Source organism: Lysinibacillus sp. ZYM-1, from assembly GCF_001308875.1.
Lineage (GTDB): Bacteria > Bacillota > Bacilli > Bacillales_A > Planococcaceae > Lysinibacillus.
Map to the genome: position 1 here is coordinate 1 of NZ_KQ465112.1, position 17,957 is coordinate 17,957.

The window sequence follows — 17,957 nt, forward strand, 5'->3', positions numbered from 1 at the left end:
GTTTTCCTTTTTCTATGTCTTCAGTTATTTACACAAAATATTTTATACTCTCTTATGGTGACTTAGATGATGATTTTCTTGAAGCGATATTAATAAAAAAGTTAACCGATAATATACAAAGTTTCTATAGAAAGCGAAGATGTAGAGATAAGATTTGTCCAGTCTTATAAAACAAACCAAGTTTTTCACAGAAATGTATGTTTACATCAGTTGGTCGAGATACAAATAGTTCCTAAGAACCCAAAAGAAAAACAATGGTTTTTAGAAGTGCTTTCTAAACTCAAAGATTTGTTCACCTTATTAGTTGGAAGAAGAATAGGTACTTTAAGTTTGGAATTTATGCAAGGAAATCAACGAGCAGCATACTATAACTATGCTTATATCGATTTTAAGCACAATAGTACATTAGACTTTAACCAATTGCTTATTCCTTATCAAACAGTGGGTAATTTTTTTGAGACTATTTTAGAAAAGTGGTTTTCATTAGTAGATAATCCAGCTCAATATGGAATTATAAAATTGCTGATATCTAACTTTTATTTGGCGCAATTTTCAGAGACTATTTTTTAAAATTATATGCAAGGTATAGAAGGGTATCATAGAATGATGTATAGCACAGGGTACATTTCTGAGAAGGAATTTAGACCATACAGGAAGAGTATTTCTAATTTTATAAATAATTTAGATTTAGATAGCTGTTTAAAAAACTCTATAAAAGAGAGATTAACCCATAGTTATGAGTATTCATTACAAAAAAGGTTATCTGATTCCATTTTTAGTATTGATAAATGTATTTGGGAATTATTCTTTAGTACGGAAGAGGAAGTAGAGCAATTTATACAAGATATTAAAAAGGCGAGGAATAATTTAACACACCCCAATGATCAAAAAACCACTAATGATAGTTTAAATTGTTTTATAAATTATAACAGGATATTAAAAGTTATATTTATGTGTATCCTATTTAAAGAACTTGGTATTACCGAAGAGATTATAAGGGATTGTTTATTAAATGATGGAGAATACAGTTGGTTTATGCCAAATAAACCTGAAAGGAATTTTGAACTTCCTAACATATAAATAACGAGGTCGAATAATAAGAGCGCCAAGCATTATGCTAGAGCGCTTTTTCTTCGTCTACTTCTACAAAATCAATTATCTCAGTTATATCCTCAATCCCCAAAGTCTCAGCGATCCTCTCGATATGTCCAAAGTTGATATTTCTTCTCTTACCGTTATTCAATTCGCTTAGTGCTGCGTGTCTTATATCGCATTTCTCCGCTAACTTTCTCAATGAGCCGACCTTGTACTTTTCAATAATGTAATCAATCTTAACAACTACTTGCTTAGCCATTTAAAATTCCTCCTAAAACACACTTGACGTTACGCAATAGCGTACCATATAATGATAACAGAAGTGGTACTTGTAAGCGTACCGAAAGTAAAAATTAATGGGAGGTTGTTATATGATTACTCAAATGCAAATTTTCGAAATTGAGCCAGGTTATTCGTATGTTGTAGAAAGAACTCAGATTATTGAAGGTGTATATCTAGAAGTCTTTAAGCAACCAGGATACGAAGATGATGCGATTTTGTATATCGGTGATAATGAGATTTTATTTAAGTGGGATGATGAAGCACGCTCTATCTTCTCCGAATTGGATGCAGCAGAACCTATCGAATTGCTAGCGATCCTTGCGCAATCACCGAAAGTATCAGCTTAAACTGAATCATACTCGCGCCAACGAGTTGATGCGTCCGTTTTGCGCCAACATTACGGGCAATATACATGCTATTGTCAGCACCAACTGGCTTTAGCAAACATATACGAATGATCATTGCGCCAACAATGGTCGTTGAAAGCTAGGTGCGCCAACGCCTAGCTTTTCTAATCTTATTACCAGAGTATCCGTTAATGGAATAGAAAAATCCATCATAAATATTGAAGAATTAAATTATATAATGCTATGGAAAGCCCTAAAATACTAGCTTTCATTTTAGCTGGATGATTTCTTTCACTTCGAAACAAGTAAAAGAATACTACTATAAATCCTAAAGGAATCCAAAGCTGAAAGATACCATCTTTTGTGCTGCGAGAAAAGATTGGAGCAATGTAAGTACTAATTAGAAAGTATAAGTAAATAGTAAAACGTCTTGTTTCTAATTGCTTGCTCCACTTTACTAAAAGAAAAATAATGATTATCGCAATAATCGTAATATGTAAGGGTGGTAGAAAAATAGAACCGCCACCAAATTTAAATTCCACTATGTATTCCCTCCTTTATTATAGTATATCACCATTTATAGTAAAAATTGTGTTTTTTAAGGGAATCCCGTCCAGAAAGGCGTTTGAGTTCGGGTATATATAGTAGGGAGTTTATCGCCTTCATTTCGCCTTAATAAACGTGGCTAAAAACAGTTTTAAATCGTAAGTCGACGTATTTATCAACCGAAGACTATAACGCCTAAAACAAAGGTGAATTTACGAACTTACTTCTTACTATATGACGGTTTTCATGTTGCAGCGTGAGGACCGTTATTTTTTAAAATTACGATATAGTTAGTGGGTATTTAGACTTGTTTTATGAGTAAAGTGTGCGGAATTCAAAATTTATCTATATTAGTCAAGTAAGGAGGTTTTAAACAATGGTTGATTTATTTTTCTTGAAAGTGTGCGAAACGGAAATTTTATGTATATAAGTCAGTAGGTAGCGATTTAAAAGTGTTAACAGAATTTGATTTTACAGACCAATGTAAGTAGGTGAAATTATTTTGTAGAAGTTGTCCCAAAAACAGAGGCTTTAGTGTGCAGTATATAGTAGAACGAAAATTTTATAAAAAGTGATATCGATTTTTGATTTTAATTCCCTATGTAAAGTGAAGGAAGAAAATTATCAAAAACATGTCCGAAACCGAATTTTCATTCGGGTATACAAAGTAGGAGGCAAATTTTTATCGGAAGTGTTAATGAAATTAATTTTTATTCGCAAATATGATAGTAGGAGATTCAATTTCAACTTTTTTTCAAAAAGTGATATCAAATCGGATGTTTTAGTGTGCTATATAGAGTAGCTAAGTTTTTATGAGGAGTGATATCAAAAATATCTTTTTACCGAGGAGTATGTAGTAGGAGGCAATTCCGTCGATCAATCGGCAATTCATATACCAAATAAAAACTAATTTACTAAAGGAGAGATTTTTTATGACACAAACATTAAACCGCATATTCAATGAGGAGAAAGAAAGCTATTTATATTACAACGAGGCTTTATTGAGTAACAACGTAATTATCAAACAATCAACATTTGAAACTGACGAAGGTTTTCAAACGATAATCGACGTGCTTCATTATAACGATATGGATGCTGTTCAATACACGATATATTGGAGCAATCCATTAGCAGCGATTCAAGTTTATCAAATTGTTAAGGATATTCATGCGTTATACATCGAAAATACGTTAGGTGATTTCCTGCAATTGATGTACGACTTTGTTTGGGATACGATCGTCGGTCCGTTTGTAGCATTCCTAGCCGGAGGATTTACGCAAGCATTCGGAGCAGCTACGGAAATTGTTAACGCATTGTCACCAGTGTTCGAAAAGGTTGGCGGATGGATTAGCAAGGCGGCGGGCTACCTACGAGAGTTCACTAGTATTCTCGGCAAGGTAAAGGTTCCTGATTGGATCGGTAATATCGGTTCCGGTGCCGTTAGTTGGGCGAAGAAATTGCTGCCTGGCAAGAGTGACGGAGCCGCTAAATCGCACTATAGCGGAATCAGTGAAGTTCCTTACAATTCGTATTATGCGAGATTGCATAAGGGGGAACGCGTTCTTACTGCGCAAGAGAATAAATCATACGATCAAGGCAACGGCAGCAGTTCGGGAGGCGGTGTCGTTATCACTGGCAACAACTTCACAGTACGTGAAGAAGCTGACATCGAAAAGATTGCGTATGGGCTAGCGAAATTAATCGAAAGGGAGAGGATGCAACGTGGCTAAGAGTACTATAGGATTATAAAAACAAACGGGTAGGCATCGGCTTTTATAGTGGTGCTTGTCGTCTTTTTTTGTGCCCAATTGCGTAAGAACTAAATATATAAAGGAGAGACGTTATGTACGATCGATTAATCGTAGGGCAGCGCAATGTTAAGCCGTATCTTGTAAGTGATAAAAACATCCCCAGGTTACGAGAAAAATTTAACGGAAAAGAAAAGAAGGTACGGGCGGTTGTCCTTCTAGCGCAGAATAGCGGTTATATAAAGATGGAAGAAGTGGCGTTCCTATGTAAAATTACGCGCATGACATTATATCGCTGGCGTACGCAGGATAAGACGTTTCAAAAGGAGTGCGATAGGTTGCTCGATAAGGCGTTTAAACATACGAGAAATGAGTACAATAGAATAACGCGACGTCGAGTGTTTTCATTAGCGGAATTATGCGGAGGATGGTACGGGTATCGTAACTTGGAGGATATAATCTACGATTTACCGCTATTATAAAATGTTACATTTTTACTCTTTTGAGAACTTTTTAGGGCGCAAAATATCGGGTAGACACCTTTTATGGACGTGCCCTTAAAACACTTTGGGATCACATTACTTTGCAAAATACGTTAGTTTTGCGTTACATATAATAGAAGAAACTCGGATTTGATACGATTTACATAAGTAAGATGACGTAATGTTAACGCAGATTACAGGGGCAGAGAGTCAGATTGGACGGGGCGGTCTGAAACTTGAGGGGTTTAGGTATGACGCTATTTCGTTATCAAAACTTAACAGTATTGACAAAGTTTTGCCGATGCGATAGTATAGCCTTATAAACGTTATCAAAACTTATTATCAAAAGTTAGGGGCGATATAATGGCTAAATACGGGTATGCTCGAGTGTCAACAGTAGCGCAAGATTTAGAGTCGCAAATCCAGTTGTTAGAATCGGAAGGCTGTACGCAAATCTATAAAGAGAAGTTTACGGGGACTAAGACGGATCGACCTGTATTTAATGAAGTTATGGCGTTGTTAACGGAAGGTGATACGTTAGTAGTAACGAAACTAGACCGATTAGCACGTAACACTAGAGAAGGTATCGATGTTGTCGAGGCGTTATTCGAGCGTGGTGTACGCGTGCATGTACTTAACGTAGGACTATTAGAGAATACGACTATGGGACGCTTCTTCCTTACTACGCTATTGGCAGTAGCTGAGATGGAGCGTAATCTAATTATAGAGCGAACGCAAGAAGGCAAAGCAATTGCAAAGCAGTGCGAAGACTTTCGAGAAGGTAGACCGAAGAAATTCGATAAGAAACATTTAGACAACGCGATGCAGCTATTGAAATCTAATAGTTATAAAGAAGTCGAAGCAAAGACGGGAATTTCAGTCGCAACTTTGGCGAGAGAAAGAAGAAAACGAAAAGCAAACGAATTAATTAACGATTGAGCAAACGTTGCTTGATCGTTCTTTTTTTGCGTTGAAATTGCGTGACCCCAGAGCCCTTTGTTCTAACAGGCGCTTTCTGCTGTTCGGACCTTGCGCACAACTTTTTTTCGTTTTGAAAAAATAATGGATAATTTTACAAAATATTGTTACTATCAACTAACGGGGCAGGTTAGTATATTATTAACCTATAATGTAATCTTTTTCCAGTATTAGTGAAATATACGTTACTATTATTTAAAGTATAACTTTTAATGGGAAAGGAGTTTTAAAGGTGAAAAAAGAGAGTGATCATTTATATTTCATCGATAATATAAAAATAGCTTTAATTATGCTTGTAGTAGCTCACCATGCTGGACAAGCCTATGGACCAGGTGGTTGGTGGTATTTTTTGGATGATAAATCTATCAACTGGTTGGGCAAATTTTTCTCTGTAAATGCAGCATTCTTTATGAGTATGTTTTTCTTTTTATCAGCCTATTTTCTCCCTCAATCAATCGCGAGAAAAGGGCCGAAACGGTTTTTAAAAGAACGTCTAATTAGAATTGGTATTCCATTACTACTGGGATTTCTCGTGATAATTCCTATTCTGATGTATTTATATTACATTAATTTTAGAGATTATGAACCCATCTCATTTTTTTCTTACTATGTTAATATATTTTTTGGACTTGGTAATAAACCCCTGAATTGGTCTGGGCCCTCATGGCCAGATATGCAATTTGGCCATTTATGGTTTTTAGAGCATTTACTTGTGTATGCGGTTGTGTTTTCAGTCTGGACCTTCTTTACATCTAAGAAATCCACAAAAGAATACGATGGAAACATTAAGGTTTATCAGATTCTCTCCCTCTGGTTGGTCGTTAGTTTAGTGACTTTCACTACAAGGATATGGTTTCCTATTGATTATTGGACAGGTTTCTTAGGATTTATTCAAACAGAATTTGCACATGTACCACAGTATGTGAGTTTCTTCTGCTTAGGCATTATAGCCTATCATCGCAAATGGTTTATAACTATGAGTACGAGAGCAGGATACAACTGGCTTATTATTGGGGTATCAATAGTAATTATTTTGTATTTTGGAGGAAATACGATAGATCTTTTTCTTTTAAAGGGTGGACAAAACTTCGGTTCGTTGGCTCGATCATTAATTGAGACGTTACTGTGTATTTCGCTTGTCATCGGTCTTCTAATTTTATTTAGAGAAAAAATAAACGGCACTAATCGTTGGTCTAAGATGTTATCAAACAATGTATTTGTTGTTTATTTCATCCATGTCCCAGTAGTTGTCTTCCTTCAATATACATTGAATGACCTACCAATATCAGTCTGGACTAAATTTCTTATGACAGCATTTTTAGGAATCATTCTAAGTTTTTTGCTAAGTCATTTTGTATGGCGAAAGATTCCATACCTCAAAAAAATGATGTGAAAAATGAAAAAGCCAGCAATAATGCTGGCTTTTGTCTTAGTAGGATAATGATGTGTCATAAAAATAATGATTCTTGTTCAGCTAACGGGGTGCTTTAGTTTAATATTAGAGCTGTTTTTTGACCTCGGGCGGTTAATATTCAGCGCTGTCAGAAGCATCGAGAATCGCTGAATCGGATAGTTGGCCGTCTTGAGTCGTCTGAATGAAGTTTTTAACGTAGAACTGACGCAAAGTTAAATTGTACTCTCCGCGAATATAACGGTTGTTATAGAAGAATAGATCATATCGTCGACGGAAAATTGACGCTGAGTCTTAGAGCCGCAAGGGTTTGACTGATTTTACCACTAGAATTATATTTACTGGTGATGTAGGCTAATTGTAGCGCTAATAAATTTAACATCGATGTTAAAATCGGAGAGAAAATGAATACTAAAGCTATGTATGAAAAGACTGGGGTAAGTGAGCGTACAATTCAAAACCATATGAAAGAAGTACGTTACTTTATTCCGGGTTTTGCAATGAATCGCCGTGGGAACAATTATTTTACGCCGTTAGAGGCAGAAGCGTATTATGTTATGATTAGAATTATCGAGGAAACTAATAACGTTAAATTTGGGATTCGGGCATTAATAGAGTATATGGAGAGACAGCGAGTTTTGGCCCGTATTAATACAATTGTTAATAATGATCCATTTTAAGTTTACTTACTAAATAATGTGGTGTAATATTATCGGTAAATATAAGTCTTGAAAAACTGCGAAGGCTTCCGGTAGAATGGCCGGTAAACTTTCGCTATATAAATGTTATCTAATTCGTCATGCTATCGAAGTGGCGTGGAATCGTGGCAATTATGAATCCATTTCGTCGATGTTTGGCTATACAGTCCATCATTTGAAGTCCAAGCCAACAAATAGCGAATTCATTGCTATGATCGCAGACAAAATCCGCATCGATATGATGGCTAGCTAATGACAACTTTAACCGTCTGATAAATTAAACATATACAACACTCACATATACAGCTATTATACTTTGCATATTATGAGCGCCTTTTTAGACATTCCTGTTTAAGAGGGCGTATTTTTTGCCTTCATTGAGAAAAATGCTGCGGAAATATCTGTAACTATATTCAGCGAAAGTCATGAAACGAAGTCTGAATCCGATAAAAAATAGCAAGATGGTCAATAATCGAATGATAAATGGAAACTACTGTAGAAGCGGGTGATAAAGATGAAAAGTGTCAATTTTCAATTAGATGGAATGGATTCGATAGAGATTACACAAATAGAGGAACATTTATTTGAAGTGCGATTAGTATTAGATGGTGAAATAAGTGTACAATATTTGACAAAGGAGCAGGTGGGACAACTTGGTTCTACTTTCCAAATTGGAAATATTAAGAGTTATCTTGAATAAAGAGCCTTAATTCCTGAATGTTTTATAGTTCTAAAGACCTGTTATTATTCATTTTTTATGACGATCATACACTATGATATATATCTATGGAATACTATTTGTTCAAATTATCCTAATAGAATAACCTTGATTTTAAGGAAAGTTTTATTAAAAAACCAAAATAATAAACAAATTGTTGGTTCTAAATACCTTATTGTGTTTATGGAAAATAAAATATAGTTGGATGTTTTAATGATTAAGTAGTACTATTTTCTTTCTCGTTAGTGACAATGGTCTCTAAACAAATGTAAGTGGATTGTATATACTTACATATAGAGGGAAGGAGGAGGTAGCTTGATTCTAGTTCGAAATGAAAACTTCGAAATTTCTGAAGAGAATGGCAAGGTATTTATGCTTACTTTTAGTGCCGGATTCCCATTAAAAGAATTTGATAGCATCCTACGAAGTCATCCACGACTTAAATTGTCTAATTTTTCAATTTTAAAAAACGTGTTGTCAACCCAAAACACTAGTCCAGTAGAAATTGGCCGCTGGCTTCCAAATATTGAAGCTGAAATTGCCCGTGATAAAATGTCAGCCTCTATTTTTATCTATGAAACAAACGAATATATTGCAAATCATAAAGAAAAGCTGACACAGCAAATACGAGAAACACTTGCTGAAAATGAAATTGTGCATGGTATATTAGATTTTGATATTTCGAAGGCTGAACCAGGAAAAGCATTTTTAATTGCACAGGGGCAACCACCTATAGCAGGCATGGATGCACAAATTACATACTTACCTAAACCGGAGAGAAAACCGGTCATTCGTGATGATGGAAAAGCGGATTACTTTGATATGAATTTTATTTCAGAAATTTCGGAAGGCTCATGGCTAGGTGAAAAGATTCCTGCTACATTAGGTAAACCAGGGAAAAATGTGCTAGGTGAAGTAGTGGCTGCGGCACCAGGGCGCGATTTTCCGATCCGATACGATACAAAATCAGCATATGAAGTGGAAGAGGACGGGAAAGTTGTGATCCGCTCGAAAATTGCTGGTGTTCTAGATGATGTGAAAGGTATGATCGGTGTAAACAGACACCTACCTATTAACGGTGATGTTGGCGTTGAAACAGGTAATCTAGAATTTAATGGTTCTCTTAGTATTAAAGGAACAGTAACAAATGGCTATACGGTTATTGCAACTGGCGATATATCCATTGATGGTGCTGAGGGTGTAAGCGGTGCCAAACTTATTAAATCCATTGAAGGCGATGTTTATATTCGGGGAGGCATTTTTGGTCTTGGTTCAACTGTCGTAGAAGCAGGTGGCAATATTTTTGTCAAACATGTCAATGAAGCAAATTTGGTTGCAGCGGATAGTATTCATATTGGTTTCTATGCATTAGGATCGCAACTTACTGCTCACTCTATTTTTGTGGACGAACGAAAAGGTAAAATTATTGGAGGACGTGCGGTAGCTAAAAATACGATTGTCACTGCCATATCAGGTAACCGATTGGAGCGTCGAACAGATTTGATTATTGAAAGTGTCAATAAGCAAGAAAATAATTCGGTTATGCAGGAGAAAGCAGTACAGCTTAAAGAGTTACAAACAGAAATTTCAACACATGAGTCCAAAATGAAAAGCTTATTACCATACCTCAACCAAATGTCTAAAGAACAAACGGCATCCTTTGAAGAGACAAAGCAAGCTTTATCAAAATTAAAGGCTGAAGCTGTAACATTAGATCGTGAAATAAAACTGTTAATGGATGAAATGCGTCATGTTGGAAAAGAAGAGATTGTTGTGACAAAGGAAGCACATCCAGGTACTTATATTCAAATTGGAAAAAAATCATCTTTATTAAGCAAAATGACCAATGGTAAATTTCTGCTAGAGTTTGGTGAATTAAATGTCTAATTCGTCCTATATTCCAGTGTTTGCACATCGAGGAGCTTCAGCCTATGCGCTAGAAAATACCTTTAAAGCTTTCGAAAAGGCATTGGAGCTTGGGGCTGATGGCATTGAGTTAGACATCCAATTTTCTAAAGAGGGTTATCCTATAGTATACCATGATCCACAACTGTCAAGATTGGTAGGTATCAATAAACTGGTGAGTGATTGTACGATGGAAGAGTTATTGAGTTTTAAACTCGGCAAGCCTTGGAGGCGTTTCTTCTCATCATTTAAAATGCCAGCATTTGATGCAGTTTTAGCATGGGCTAAAACGCACAAGCTCCCTTTAAATATTGAATTAAAATCCACCATTCTAGACAATCAAATTGGGCTGGGTGAATTTCTTCAAGGCCTAACATTGCCAGTAGGGAGCCACTTCTCATCGTTTCACTACGAACTTCTGGAGATTGTGAAAAAACATAGACCTGAATACGAAACGGCTCTGATTGCCACGAAAAAAGTAAAATGGGATTTGTTAGCTGATTACAAAGCGGCTGATACTGTTCATATGCATAAAAGGTACTACAAACCAAGATACTTGGAGGCATGTGTAGTCAGTGGCAAAGCTTGTCGTTTTTATGCAATTGATGGTACTGAACCATTCTTAACGAATCCTCATCATGCTGTTATTGGTTGGATTACGGATTATCCTGATAAAGTCAAGACCACACAGCAGCGTGTATAAAAATAGCTATCCAGTAAGTCAAAATGGACTTATTTGGATAGCTATTTTTATTTTTTTTGGAAGCGCGGTGCTACTTTTCCATTTTTGCGGTCGCGATGTAGTAAAAATCCTGCGAAAAAACCAAAGCCTATAACAAAGAATATTACACCAACTACAAATTGTAGCCATAAAAATGGGAAAGGCGAAATAAGCTTACCAAACAATGTATCACGCATAAATTTAATGCCACCTGCAGCCATAAGACCTGGAATAAGCATTACAATAAATGCAGCTAAACGGGCCATATATATCCCTCCTTATTCCTATGATTAATTGTACCTGTGGATGGGGGAATGTCAAGAAAGGGTAGACATCAATATAATAATGGTTCCTCAAAACTAGGGAGGACATAAAATAGGTTTTGTAACTGAATGTTTAGAAAATTCTTACTTAAATAAGAATATGTAATAATAGTTGCGAAATTGTGAATTTGTCAGTATTGTAAAAATAAGTGGAGCAATATTATCCATTACTAAACAATTTTCTTCTTCCTGTATTAGGGGTCTAAAAACCTACTGAAAAGAGGGGCTCAGTACTTGCTGAGAAGAGGACAACAAAGAAAAGATTGTTAGAAAAAACTTGATTGGGACGGGCATTTGGGGATGCACTTTCCAAAGCAAAGGGGCGAGTTTCATGGAAATCTTCAAGTATATGGAAAAGTATGATTATGAACAATTGGTATTTTGCCAAGATGAAGCATCAGGGTTAAAAGCGGTTATCGCTATCCATGATACAACACTTGGACCAGCATTAGGAGGGGCACGTATGTGGACATATGCATCAGAGGAAAATGCAATTGAGGATGCGTTGCGTTTAGCACGAGGTATGACCTACAAAAATGCTGCAGCTGGTTTAAACCTTGGCGGTGGGAAAACGGTCATTATCGGTGACCCATTTAAAGATAAAAACGAAGAAATGTTCCGTGCACTAGGTCGTTTCATCCAAGGCTTGAATGGCCGTTATATTACTGCAGAAGACGTAGGTACAACGGTGACAGATATGGATTTAATCCATGAGGAAACAGATTATGTAACAGGAATTTCACCTGCATTTGGTTCATCAGGGAACCCATCTCCAGTAACGGCATATGGTGTTTACCGTGGTATGAAAGCAGCTGCAAAAGAAGCTTTTGGTTCAGAATCATTAGAAGGATTAAAAGTTTCTGTACAGGGTCTAGGAAATGTAGCCTACAAGCTTTGCGAGTATTTACATAATGAAGGGGCAAAACTTGTTGTAACAGATATCAATCAAGCAGCAATTGATCGAGTTGTGAATGACTTTGACGCAATTGCAGTGGCACCAGATGAAATCTATGCGCAGGACGTTGATATTTTCTCACCTTGTGCTTTAGGTGCTATTTTAAATGATGAAACAATTCCACAACTAAAAGCAAAAGTAATTGCTGGATCAGCTAATAACCAGTTAAAAGATTCACGTCATGGTGATTATCTACATGAATTAGGTATTGTTTATGCACCAGACTATGTAATCAATGCTGGTGGCGTTATTAACGTTGCGGATGAATTATATGGTTATAATCGTGAACGTGCTCTGAAACGCGTTGATGGTATTTATGATAGTATTGAAAAGATCTTTGCTATTTCAAAACGAGATGGCATTCCAACATATGTGGCAGCGAATCGTTTAGCAGAAGAACGCATTGCGCGTGTAGCAAAATCTCGCAGCCAATTCTTAAAAAATGAAAAAAATATTTTACACGGTCGCTAATATACACGGTTTAAAAATTTGGAGAAGTCGCATTGTCGACTTCTTCTAATTTTAAACAACAAATAAGAGCGTCGTGAAGTAAAGCTAAAGCTCTTCTTAAGCAAGAACTGACCGTTATAAAATTGGCAAGGTGATTGTTTAATAGATAGAATACTTTAGCACTTTTCTCAAAAGGGGGAATAAACATGGCTCAAAATTATGATGTTGTCATTTTAGGTGGAGGTACAGGCGGTTATGTTGCGGCCATCCGAGCTGCGCAACTAGGCTTGAAAACAGCTATTGTAGAGCGGGAGCGTTTAGGCGGAACATGCTTGCATAAAGGTTGTATTCCAAGTAAAGCCTTACTTCGAAGTGCAGAAGTATATCGTATGGCTAATAAAACGGCTAGTGAATATGGTGTCGAAATTGAAGGTGTGACATTGCAATTTGACAAAGTTCAAGCTAGGAAACAAGCAATCGTTGAGCAATTAAGCCAAGGTGTGAATACACTGATGAAAAAAGGCAAAATAGATGTTTATCATGGTACAGGACGAATTTTAGGCCCATCTATTTTCTCTCCTATGCCGGGAACGATTTCTGTAGAAATGTCCAATGGTCAAGAGAATGAAATGCTTGTGCCAACCAATGTTGTGGTTGCAACTGGTTCGAAGCCGCGAGGTATGGCAGGATTAACAGTTGATGGTCAATATGTGATGAATTCAGATCATGCTTTGGAACTTGAAAATTTACCAAAATCATTGTTAATCGTTGGCGGTGGTGTCATTGGAATTGAGTGGGCATCTATGCTTTGTGATTTTGGTGTATATGTAACAGTGGTAGAATATGGTCCAACAATCTTACCAGCGGAAGATGCAGACATCGTAAAAGAAGTAACAAAACAGCTTGAAAAGCGAGGAGTCCGCATCGTTACGAATGCTCGTTTAGATACAGATACATTCAAAATTGAAAATGATAACGTTTTCATTTCCGCAAAAGTAAATGATCAGGAAGAAATCTTTGAGGCAGATAAACTATTACTTTGTGTAGGCCGTGAAGCCAACACGCAAGACATCGGTTTGGAAAATACAGAAATCGAAGTGGAAAAAGGCTTTATTAAAGTGAATGCTTCTTATCAAACGAAGGAATCACATATGTATGCCATTGGGGATGTGATAGGTGGCTTACAGTTAGCACATGTTGCTTCGCATGAAGGACTGTCAGCGATTGAGCATATAGCGACAGGTAAAACAGAGCATATAGATGATCTGAAGGTACCGAAATGTGTTTATTCATATCCAGAGGTTGCCAGCATCGGATTAACAGAAGTTTCTGCTAAAGAGCAAGGTTATGCATTGAAAATTGGTAAATTCCCGTTTAAGGCAATTGGTAAAGCATTAGTAAATGGAGAAACAGAAGGCTTTGTAAAAATTATTGCTGATGAAGAAACAAATGATATTTTGGGTATTCATATGGTAGGGCCACACGTGACAGATTTGATTGGAGAAGCATCACTAGCTAAATTGTTGGATGCTACACCATGGGAAATTAGTCAGGCGATCCATCCACACCCATCATTAAATGAGGTTTTAGTGGAATCTGCTTTAGCAGTTGATGATCGTGCTATCCATTTTTAATTTTCTGAATTTCATAACTAACGTATCCAAATATGGGGTTATAGGATAAGATAGTTATTCTCTATAATACGAAAGGGGTGTTCGTATGCAAGATGTTCAAATCAAACATGAAGATTTAGGTTTGTCAAATGAAGATGTACTTGCTATGTTCGAAACAATGTTAATGGCCAGAAGATTAGATGAGCGTATGTGGTTACTAAACCGTTCTGGTAAAATTCCGTTTGTTATTTCTTGTCAAGGGCAGGAGGCAGCACAAGTTGGGGCAGCCTTTGCACTCAATAAAGATAAGGATTATATTGCGCCATATTATCGTGATATGGGCGTTGTTTTACATTTTGGTATGACACCAAGAGAATTGATGTTATCTGCATTTGCCAAAGCAGAAGATCCAAACTCTGGTGGGCGTCAAATGCCAGGCCATTTTGGTCAAAAGAAAAATCGCATTTTAACAGGATCTTCGCCTGTTACAACGCAAGTTCCGCACGCAGTTGGGGTTGCACTTGCAGGACGTCTACAAAAAGAAGATTTTGTATCTTTCGTGACACTTGGTGAAGGTTCTTCTAACCAAGGGGATTTCCATGAAGGGGCAAACTTTGCTGGTGTTCATAAGTTACCAGTTATTATCATGGTAGAAAACAATCAATATGCCATCTCTGTACCTGTTGAACGCCAATTAGGCTGTGCGAAAGTTTCTGATCGTGGAATTGGCTATGGTATGCCAGGCGTGACCGTTGATGGAAAATGTCCATTACAAGTCTACAAAGTGGTAAAAGAGGCAGCCGATCGTGCACGAAATGGAGAGGGCCCAAGCTTAATCGAAACGGTAACATATCGTTTGACGGCCCATTCTTCGGATGATGATGACCGTCAATATCGTACGGCAGAAGACATTGCAGAAGGCAAGGCCAAAGATCCGATTGTGTTATTTGAAAAGTATCTAATGGATGCTGGCGTATTGACTGAAAACGTACGTACTGAAATCGAAGAGCGTGTCATGGCGGAAGTAAATGAAGCTACCGATTATGCAGAAGCGGCTCCATATGCACAACCAGAAGATGCCATGAAATATGTTTATGCACCAGTGGACGGAGGTGACGTGTAATGGCAGTAATGTCTTATATTGATGCGATTACATTAGCAATGAAAGAAGAAATGGAACGTGATGAACGAGTTTTCATTTTAGGGGAGGACGTTGGTCGTAAGGGCGGTGTATTCAAAGCAACGACTGGTTTGTACGATCAATTCGGTGAATACCGTGTACTTGATACGCCACTTGCAGAAAGTGCTATTGCAGGGGTTGGTATTGGGGCAGCGATGTATGGTATGCGTCCAATCGCTGAAATGCAATTTGCTGATTTCATTATGCCAGCTGTCAACCAAATCGTCTCTGAGGCAGCCAAAATTCGTTACCGTTCTAATAACGATTGGACTTGTCCTATGGTAATTCGTGCACCTTTTGGTGGAGGAATTCACGGGGCGCTTTATCATTCTCAATCTGTTGAAGCCCTTTTTGCAGGGACACCTGGATTGAAAATAGTTATTCCTTCAACACCATATGATGCTAAAGGATTGCTGAAAGCAGCTATTCGTGATGAAGATCCAGTATTATTCTTTGAACATAAACGTGCTTATCGTTTAATTAAAGGCGAAGTACCGCTAGAGGATTACACTTTACCTATCGGGAAGGCAGACGTGAAGCGTGAAGGGGATGATGTGACGGTCATTACTTATGGTTTAGCTGTACACTTTGCCCTACAAGCTGCAGAGCGTCTTGCTGCAGATGGAATTTCTGCTCATATACTTGACCTTCGTACGGTTTATCCACTTGATAAGGAAGCAATTATTGAGGCGGCAAGTAAGACAGGAAAAGTATTACTTGTCACAGAGGATAATAAAGAAGGCAGCATCATGAGTGAAGTTGCCGCAATTATAGCGGAACATTGTTTATTTGAGCTTGATGCACCAATTCAACGTCTAGCAGGACCTGATGTGCCAGCAATGCCATATGCACCAACAATGGAGAAATATTTTATGATTAATCCTGATAAAGTTGAACGTGCGATGCGAGAACTTGCGGCATTTTAACAAACCAAGCAAGGCTGATTGAAAAAAGTGAAAGCCTCAGACGGAAGAACAGATTTTGACTTAGCCGTTTGAAAGTCAAAATCTGTCTATTTGCCTATCTACGTCTAATGATTTAGCGCTGCATCAGGTACAATGACGCCTAGGCTTAATTGATGGGAGGAATAAATGATGGCGGTTCAAAATATTACTATGCCACAGCTCGGCGAAAGTGTAACAGAAGGTACAATTGAAAAATGGCTTGTGAAGCCTGGGGATACAGTGAAAAAATATGATCCTTTAGCAGAAGTTGTGACAGATAAAGTAAATGCAGAAATTCCATCGTCATTTGAAGGGGTTATTACAGAGTTAATTGCAGAAGAAGGTCAAACATTACCGGTAGGGGCAGTCGTATGCTCGATTGAAATTGCAGGGGATAGTGAATTACCGCCACCGCCACCTGAAAAAAAATCTGCAGTCAGTACAGCGATTTTAAATGCAGGTGTTCAAAAGAAACAAGAGGCACCACAACCGGTTTCTACTCCTCCTTCAGCTGCTCCAAAAGAAGCGCGTAAGGACAAAGTACGCTATTCACCTGCAGTTCTAAGACTTGCACAGGAGCATGATATTGCACTCGATCAAGTAACAGGAACTGGCGAAGGTGGTCGCATTACAAGAAAAGACTTGTTAAAGCTCATTGAAACAGGGAATATTCCAACAGCAATTGCTGCGGCACCGGCACCATCAACGATGCAAACGACAGCACCTGTTCAACCACAACAGGGAGAAAAGCCAGCAGCACCTGTACAACCTATCCAGCCTGGAGATATTGAAATTCCAGTGACGAAGGTCCGTCGTGCGATTGCTAATAATATGGTAAGAAGTGTTCACGAAGCTCCACATGCTTGGATGATGATGGAAGTGGATGTGACAGATTTAGTTGCTTATCGAGATAGCTTAAAAAGTGAATTTAAGCAAAAAGAAGGCTTTAATCTTACATATTTCGCCTTCTTTGTAAAAGCAGTGGCTCAGGCCTTGAAAGAATTCCCAATGATGAACTCTATGTGGGCTGAGGATAAAATTATTCAAAAGCATGATATCAATATTTCGATTGCCGTGGCGACTGATGATGCACTATTTGTGCCTGTTATAAAACACGCAGATGAAAAATCCATTAAAGGAATTGCTAAAGAAATTCATGAGCTTGCTATAAAAGTTCGAACTGGAAAATTAGCAATGGATGATATCAAGGGCGGTACATTTACCGTTAATAATACGGGAGCATTTGGCTCTATTCAATCGATGGGGATCATTAATTACCCACAAGCGGCAATCCTCCAAGTGGAGAGTATTGTAAAAAAACCTGTCATTTTGCCAGGTGGAATGTTTGCCGCACGTGATATTGTGAATTTATGTTTATCTTTAGATCATCGTGTGTTGGATGGACTAGTATGTGGTAAATTCCTAAATAGAGTAAAAGAAATACTCGAAAATACAAGTAAATCTTCAACGTCAGTCTACTGATGACTCGTCGGAAACCTGTTGTATAAGGGTTTCCGATTTTTTTTATGCTTTTCGAGTCGCAAATTGTCATGTAGAATAA

General features: G+C 37.5%; 19 protein-coding genes and 1 pseudogene. 17 read left to right on the top strand and 3 right to left on the bottom strand.

The window, feature by feature from the left end:
* Positions 1-147 precede the first annotated feature (147 nt).
* Together AO843_RS25555 and AO843_RS25560 are read left to right on the top strand one after the other, a co-directional pair.
* Positions 148-570, top strand: coding sequence for an ApeA N-terminal domain 1-containing protein (locus tag AO843_RS25555; protein WP_369814414.1), 423 nt, complete (start codon positions 148-150; stop codon positions 568-570).
* 6 nt (positions 571-576) lie between these two features.
* A complete protein-coding gene (locus AO843_RS25560) occupies positions 577-1,080 on the top strand; it encodes a HEPN domain-containing protein (protein WP_156313943.1) in 504 nt (167 codons plus the stop codon).
* A 37-nt stretch (positions 1,081-1,117) separates the two neighbouring features.
* On the opposite strand, the gene AO843_RS07250 is transcribed toward AO843_RS25560, so the two are convergent.
* The gene (locus AO843_RS07250; protein WP_054610456.1) at positions 1,118-1,354 is read right to left on the bottom strand and encodes a helix-turn-helix domain-containing protein; all 237 of its coding nucleotides are present in this window, start codon (positions 1,352-1,354) and stop codon (positions 1,118-1,120) included.
* Between the two features lie 112 nt (positions 1,355-1,466).
* On the opposite strand from AO843_RS07250, the gene AO843_RS07255 reads away from it, so the two are divergent.
* The gene (locus tag AO843_RS07255) at positions 1,467-1,724 is read left to right on the top strand and encodes a hypothetical protein (RefSeq protein WP_054610457.1); all 258 of its coding nucleotides are present in this window, start codon (positions 1,467-1,469) and stop codon (positions 1,722-1,724) included.
* Positions 1,725-1,933: 209 nt separating this feature from the next.
* Here AO843_RS07255 and AO843_RS07260 read toward each other — a convergent pair whose 3' ends face one another.
* Positions 1,934-2,266, bottom strand: a complete 333-nt coding sequence (locus AO843_RS07260; protein ID WP_054610458.1) for a hypothetical protein — start codon at positions 2,264-2,266, stop codon at positions 1,934-1,936.
* Between the two features lie 936 nt (positions 2,267-3,202).
* Here AO843_RS07260 and AO843_RS07265 point away from each other — a divergent pair.
* The 9 genes and pseudogenes from AO843_RS07265 to AO843_RS07305 all read left to right on the top strand — a co-directional run bounded on the left by AO843_RS07265 (position 3,203) and on the right by AO843_RS07305 (position 10,913).
* The gene (locus AO843_RS07265) at positions 3,203-4,000 is read left to right on the top strand and encodes a hypothetical protein (protein WP_054610459.1); all 798 of its coding nucleotides are present in this window, start codon (positions 3,203-3,205) and stop codon (positions 3,998-4,000) included.
* A 113-nt stretch (positions 4,001-4,113) separates the two neighbouring features.
* Positions 4,114-4,500 (top strand): phBC6A51 family helix-turn-helix protein, encoded by a 387-nt coding sequence (locus AO843_RS07270; RefSeq protein ID WP_054610460.1) that lies wholly within the window; start codon positions 4,114-4,116, stop codon positions 4,498-4,500.
* Positions 4,501-4,863: 363 nt separating this feature from the next.
* Positions 4,864-5,439 carry a recombinase family protein gene (locus AO843_RS07275; RefSeq protein ID WP_054610461.1) on the top strand — a complete coding sequence of 192 codons (576 nt, stop codon included), beginning with the start codon at positions 4,864-4,866 and terminating at the stop codon, positions 5,437-5,439.
* A 271-nt stretch (positions 5,440-5,710) separates the two neighbouring features.
* On the top strand, positions 5,711-6,871 hold the full coding sequence (locus AO843_RS07280; protein WP_054610462.1) for an acyltransferase family protein: 1,161 nt from the start codon (positions 5,711-5,713) through the stop codon (positions 6,869-6,871).
* Between the two features lie 422 nt (positions 6,872-7,293).
* The gene (locus tag AO843_RS07285) at positions 7,294-7,569 is read left to right on the top strand and encodes a hypothetical protein (RefSeq protein WP_054610463.1); all 276 of its coding nucleotides are present in this window, start codon (positions 7,294-7,296) and stop codon (positions 7,567-7,569) included.
* A gap of 112 nt (positions 7,570-7,681) precedes the next feature.
* Positions 7,682-7,840 (top strand): annotated as a pseudogene (locus tag AO843_RS07290) (sporulation initiation factor Spo0A C-terminal domain-containing protein); the annotation flags it as partial.
* 261 nt (positions 7,841-8,101) lie between these two features.
* A complete protein-coding gene (locus tag AO843_RS07295; RefSeq protein ID WP_054610465.1) occupies positions 8,102-8,287 on the top strand; it encodes a hypothetical protein in 186 nt (61 codons plus the stop codon).
* 333 nt (positions 8,288-8,620) lie between these two features.
* A complete protein-coding gene (locus tag AO843_RS07300; protein WP_054610466.1) occupies positions 8,621-10,192 on the top strand; it encodes a DUF342 domain-containing protein in 1,572 nt (523 codons plus the stop codon).
* Positions 10,185-10,913, top strand: coding sequence for a glycerophosphodiester phosphodiesterase (locus AO843_RS07305; protein ID WP_054610467.1), 729 nt, complete (start codon positions 10,185-10,187; stop codon positions 10,911-10,913). The genes AO843_RS07300 and AO843_RS07305 overlap by 8 nt, the downstream gene beginning before the upstream one ends.
* A gap of 47 nt (positions 10,914-10,960) precedes the next feature.
* Here AO843_RS07305 and AO843_RS07310 read toward each other — a convergent pair whose 3' ends face one another.
* Positions 10,961-11,197 carry a DUF2627 domain-containing protein gene (locus AO843_RS07310; RefSeq protein ID WP_004231186.1) on the bottom strand — a complete coding sequence of 79 codons (237 nt, stop codon included), beginning with the start codon at positions 11,195-11,197 and terminating at the stop codon, positions 10,961-10,963.
* Positions 11,198-11,585: 388 nt separating this feature from the next.
* Here AO843_RS07310 and AO843_RS07315 point away from each other — a divergent pair, with 388 nt between their 5' ends.
* The 5 genes from AO843_RS07315 to AO843_RS07335 all read left to right on the top strand — a co-directional run bounded on the left by AO843_RS07315 (position 11,586) and on the right by AO843_RS07335 (position 17,878).
* On the top strand, positions 11,586-12,680 hold the full coding sequence (locus AO843_RS07315; RefSeq protein ID WP_054610468.1) for a Leu/Phe/Val dehydrogenase: 1,095 nt from the start codon (positions 11,586-11,588) through the stop codon (positions 12,678-12,680).
* A gap of 185 nt (positions 12,681-12,865) precedes the next feature.
* Entirely contained in the window at positions 12,866-14,293 is a 1,428-nt protein-coding gene (gene lpdA / locus AO843_RS07320) for a dihydrolipoyl dehydrogenase (RefSeq protein WP_054610469.1), read from the top strand.
* A gap of 85 nt (positions 14,294-14,378) precedes the next feature.
* On the top strand, positions 14,379-15,395 hold the full coding sequence (locus tag AO843_RS07325; protein WP_054610470.1) for a thiamine pyrophosphate-dependent dehydrogenase E1 component subunit alpha: 1,017 nt from the start codon (positions 14,379-14,381) through the stop codon (positions 15,393-15,395).
* A complete protein-coding gene (locus AO843_RS07330) occupies positions 15,395-16,378 on the top strand; it encodes an alpha-ketoacid dehydrogenase subunit beta (protein ID WP_054610471.1) in 984 nt (327 codons plus the stop codon). Before AO843_RS07325 ends, AO843_RS07330 begins: the two co-directional genes overlap by 1 nt.
* A gap of 168 nt (positions 16,379-16,546) precedes the next feature.
* The gene (locus AO843_RS07335; RefSeq protein ID WP_054610472.1) at positions 16,547-17,878 is read left to right on the top strand and encodes a dihydrolipoamide acetyltransferase family protein; all 1,332 of its coding nucleotides are present in this window, start codon (positions 16,547-16,549) and stop codon (positions 17,876-17,878) included.
* Positions 17,879-17,957: the final 79 nt, after the last annotated feature.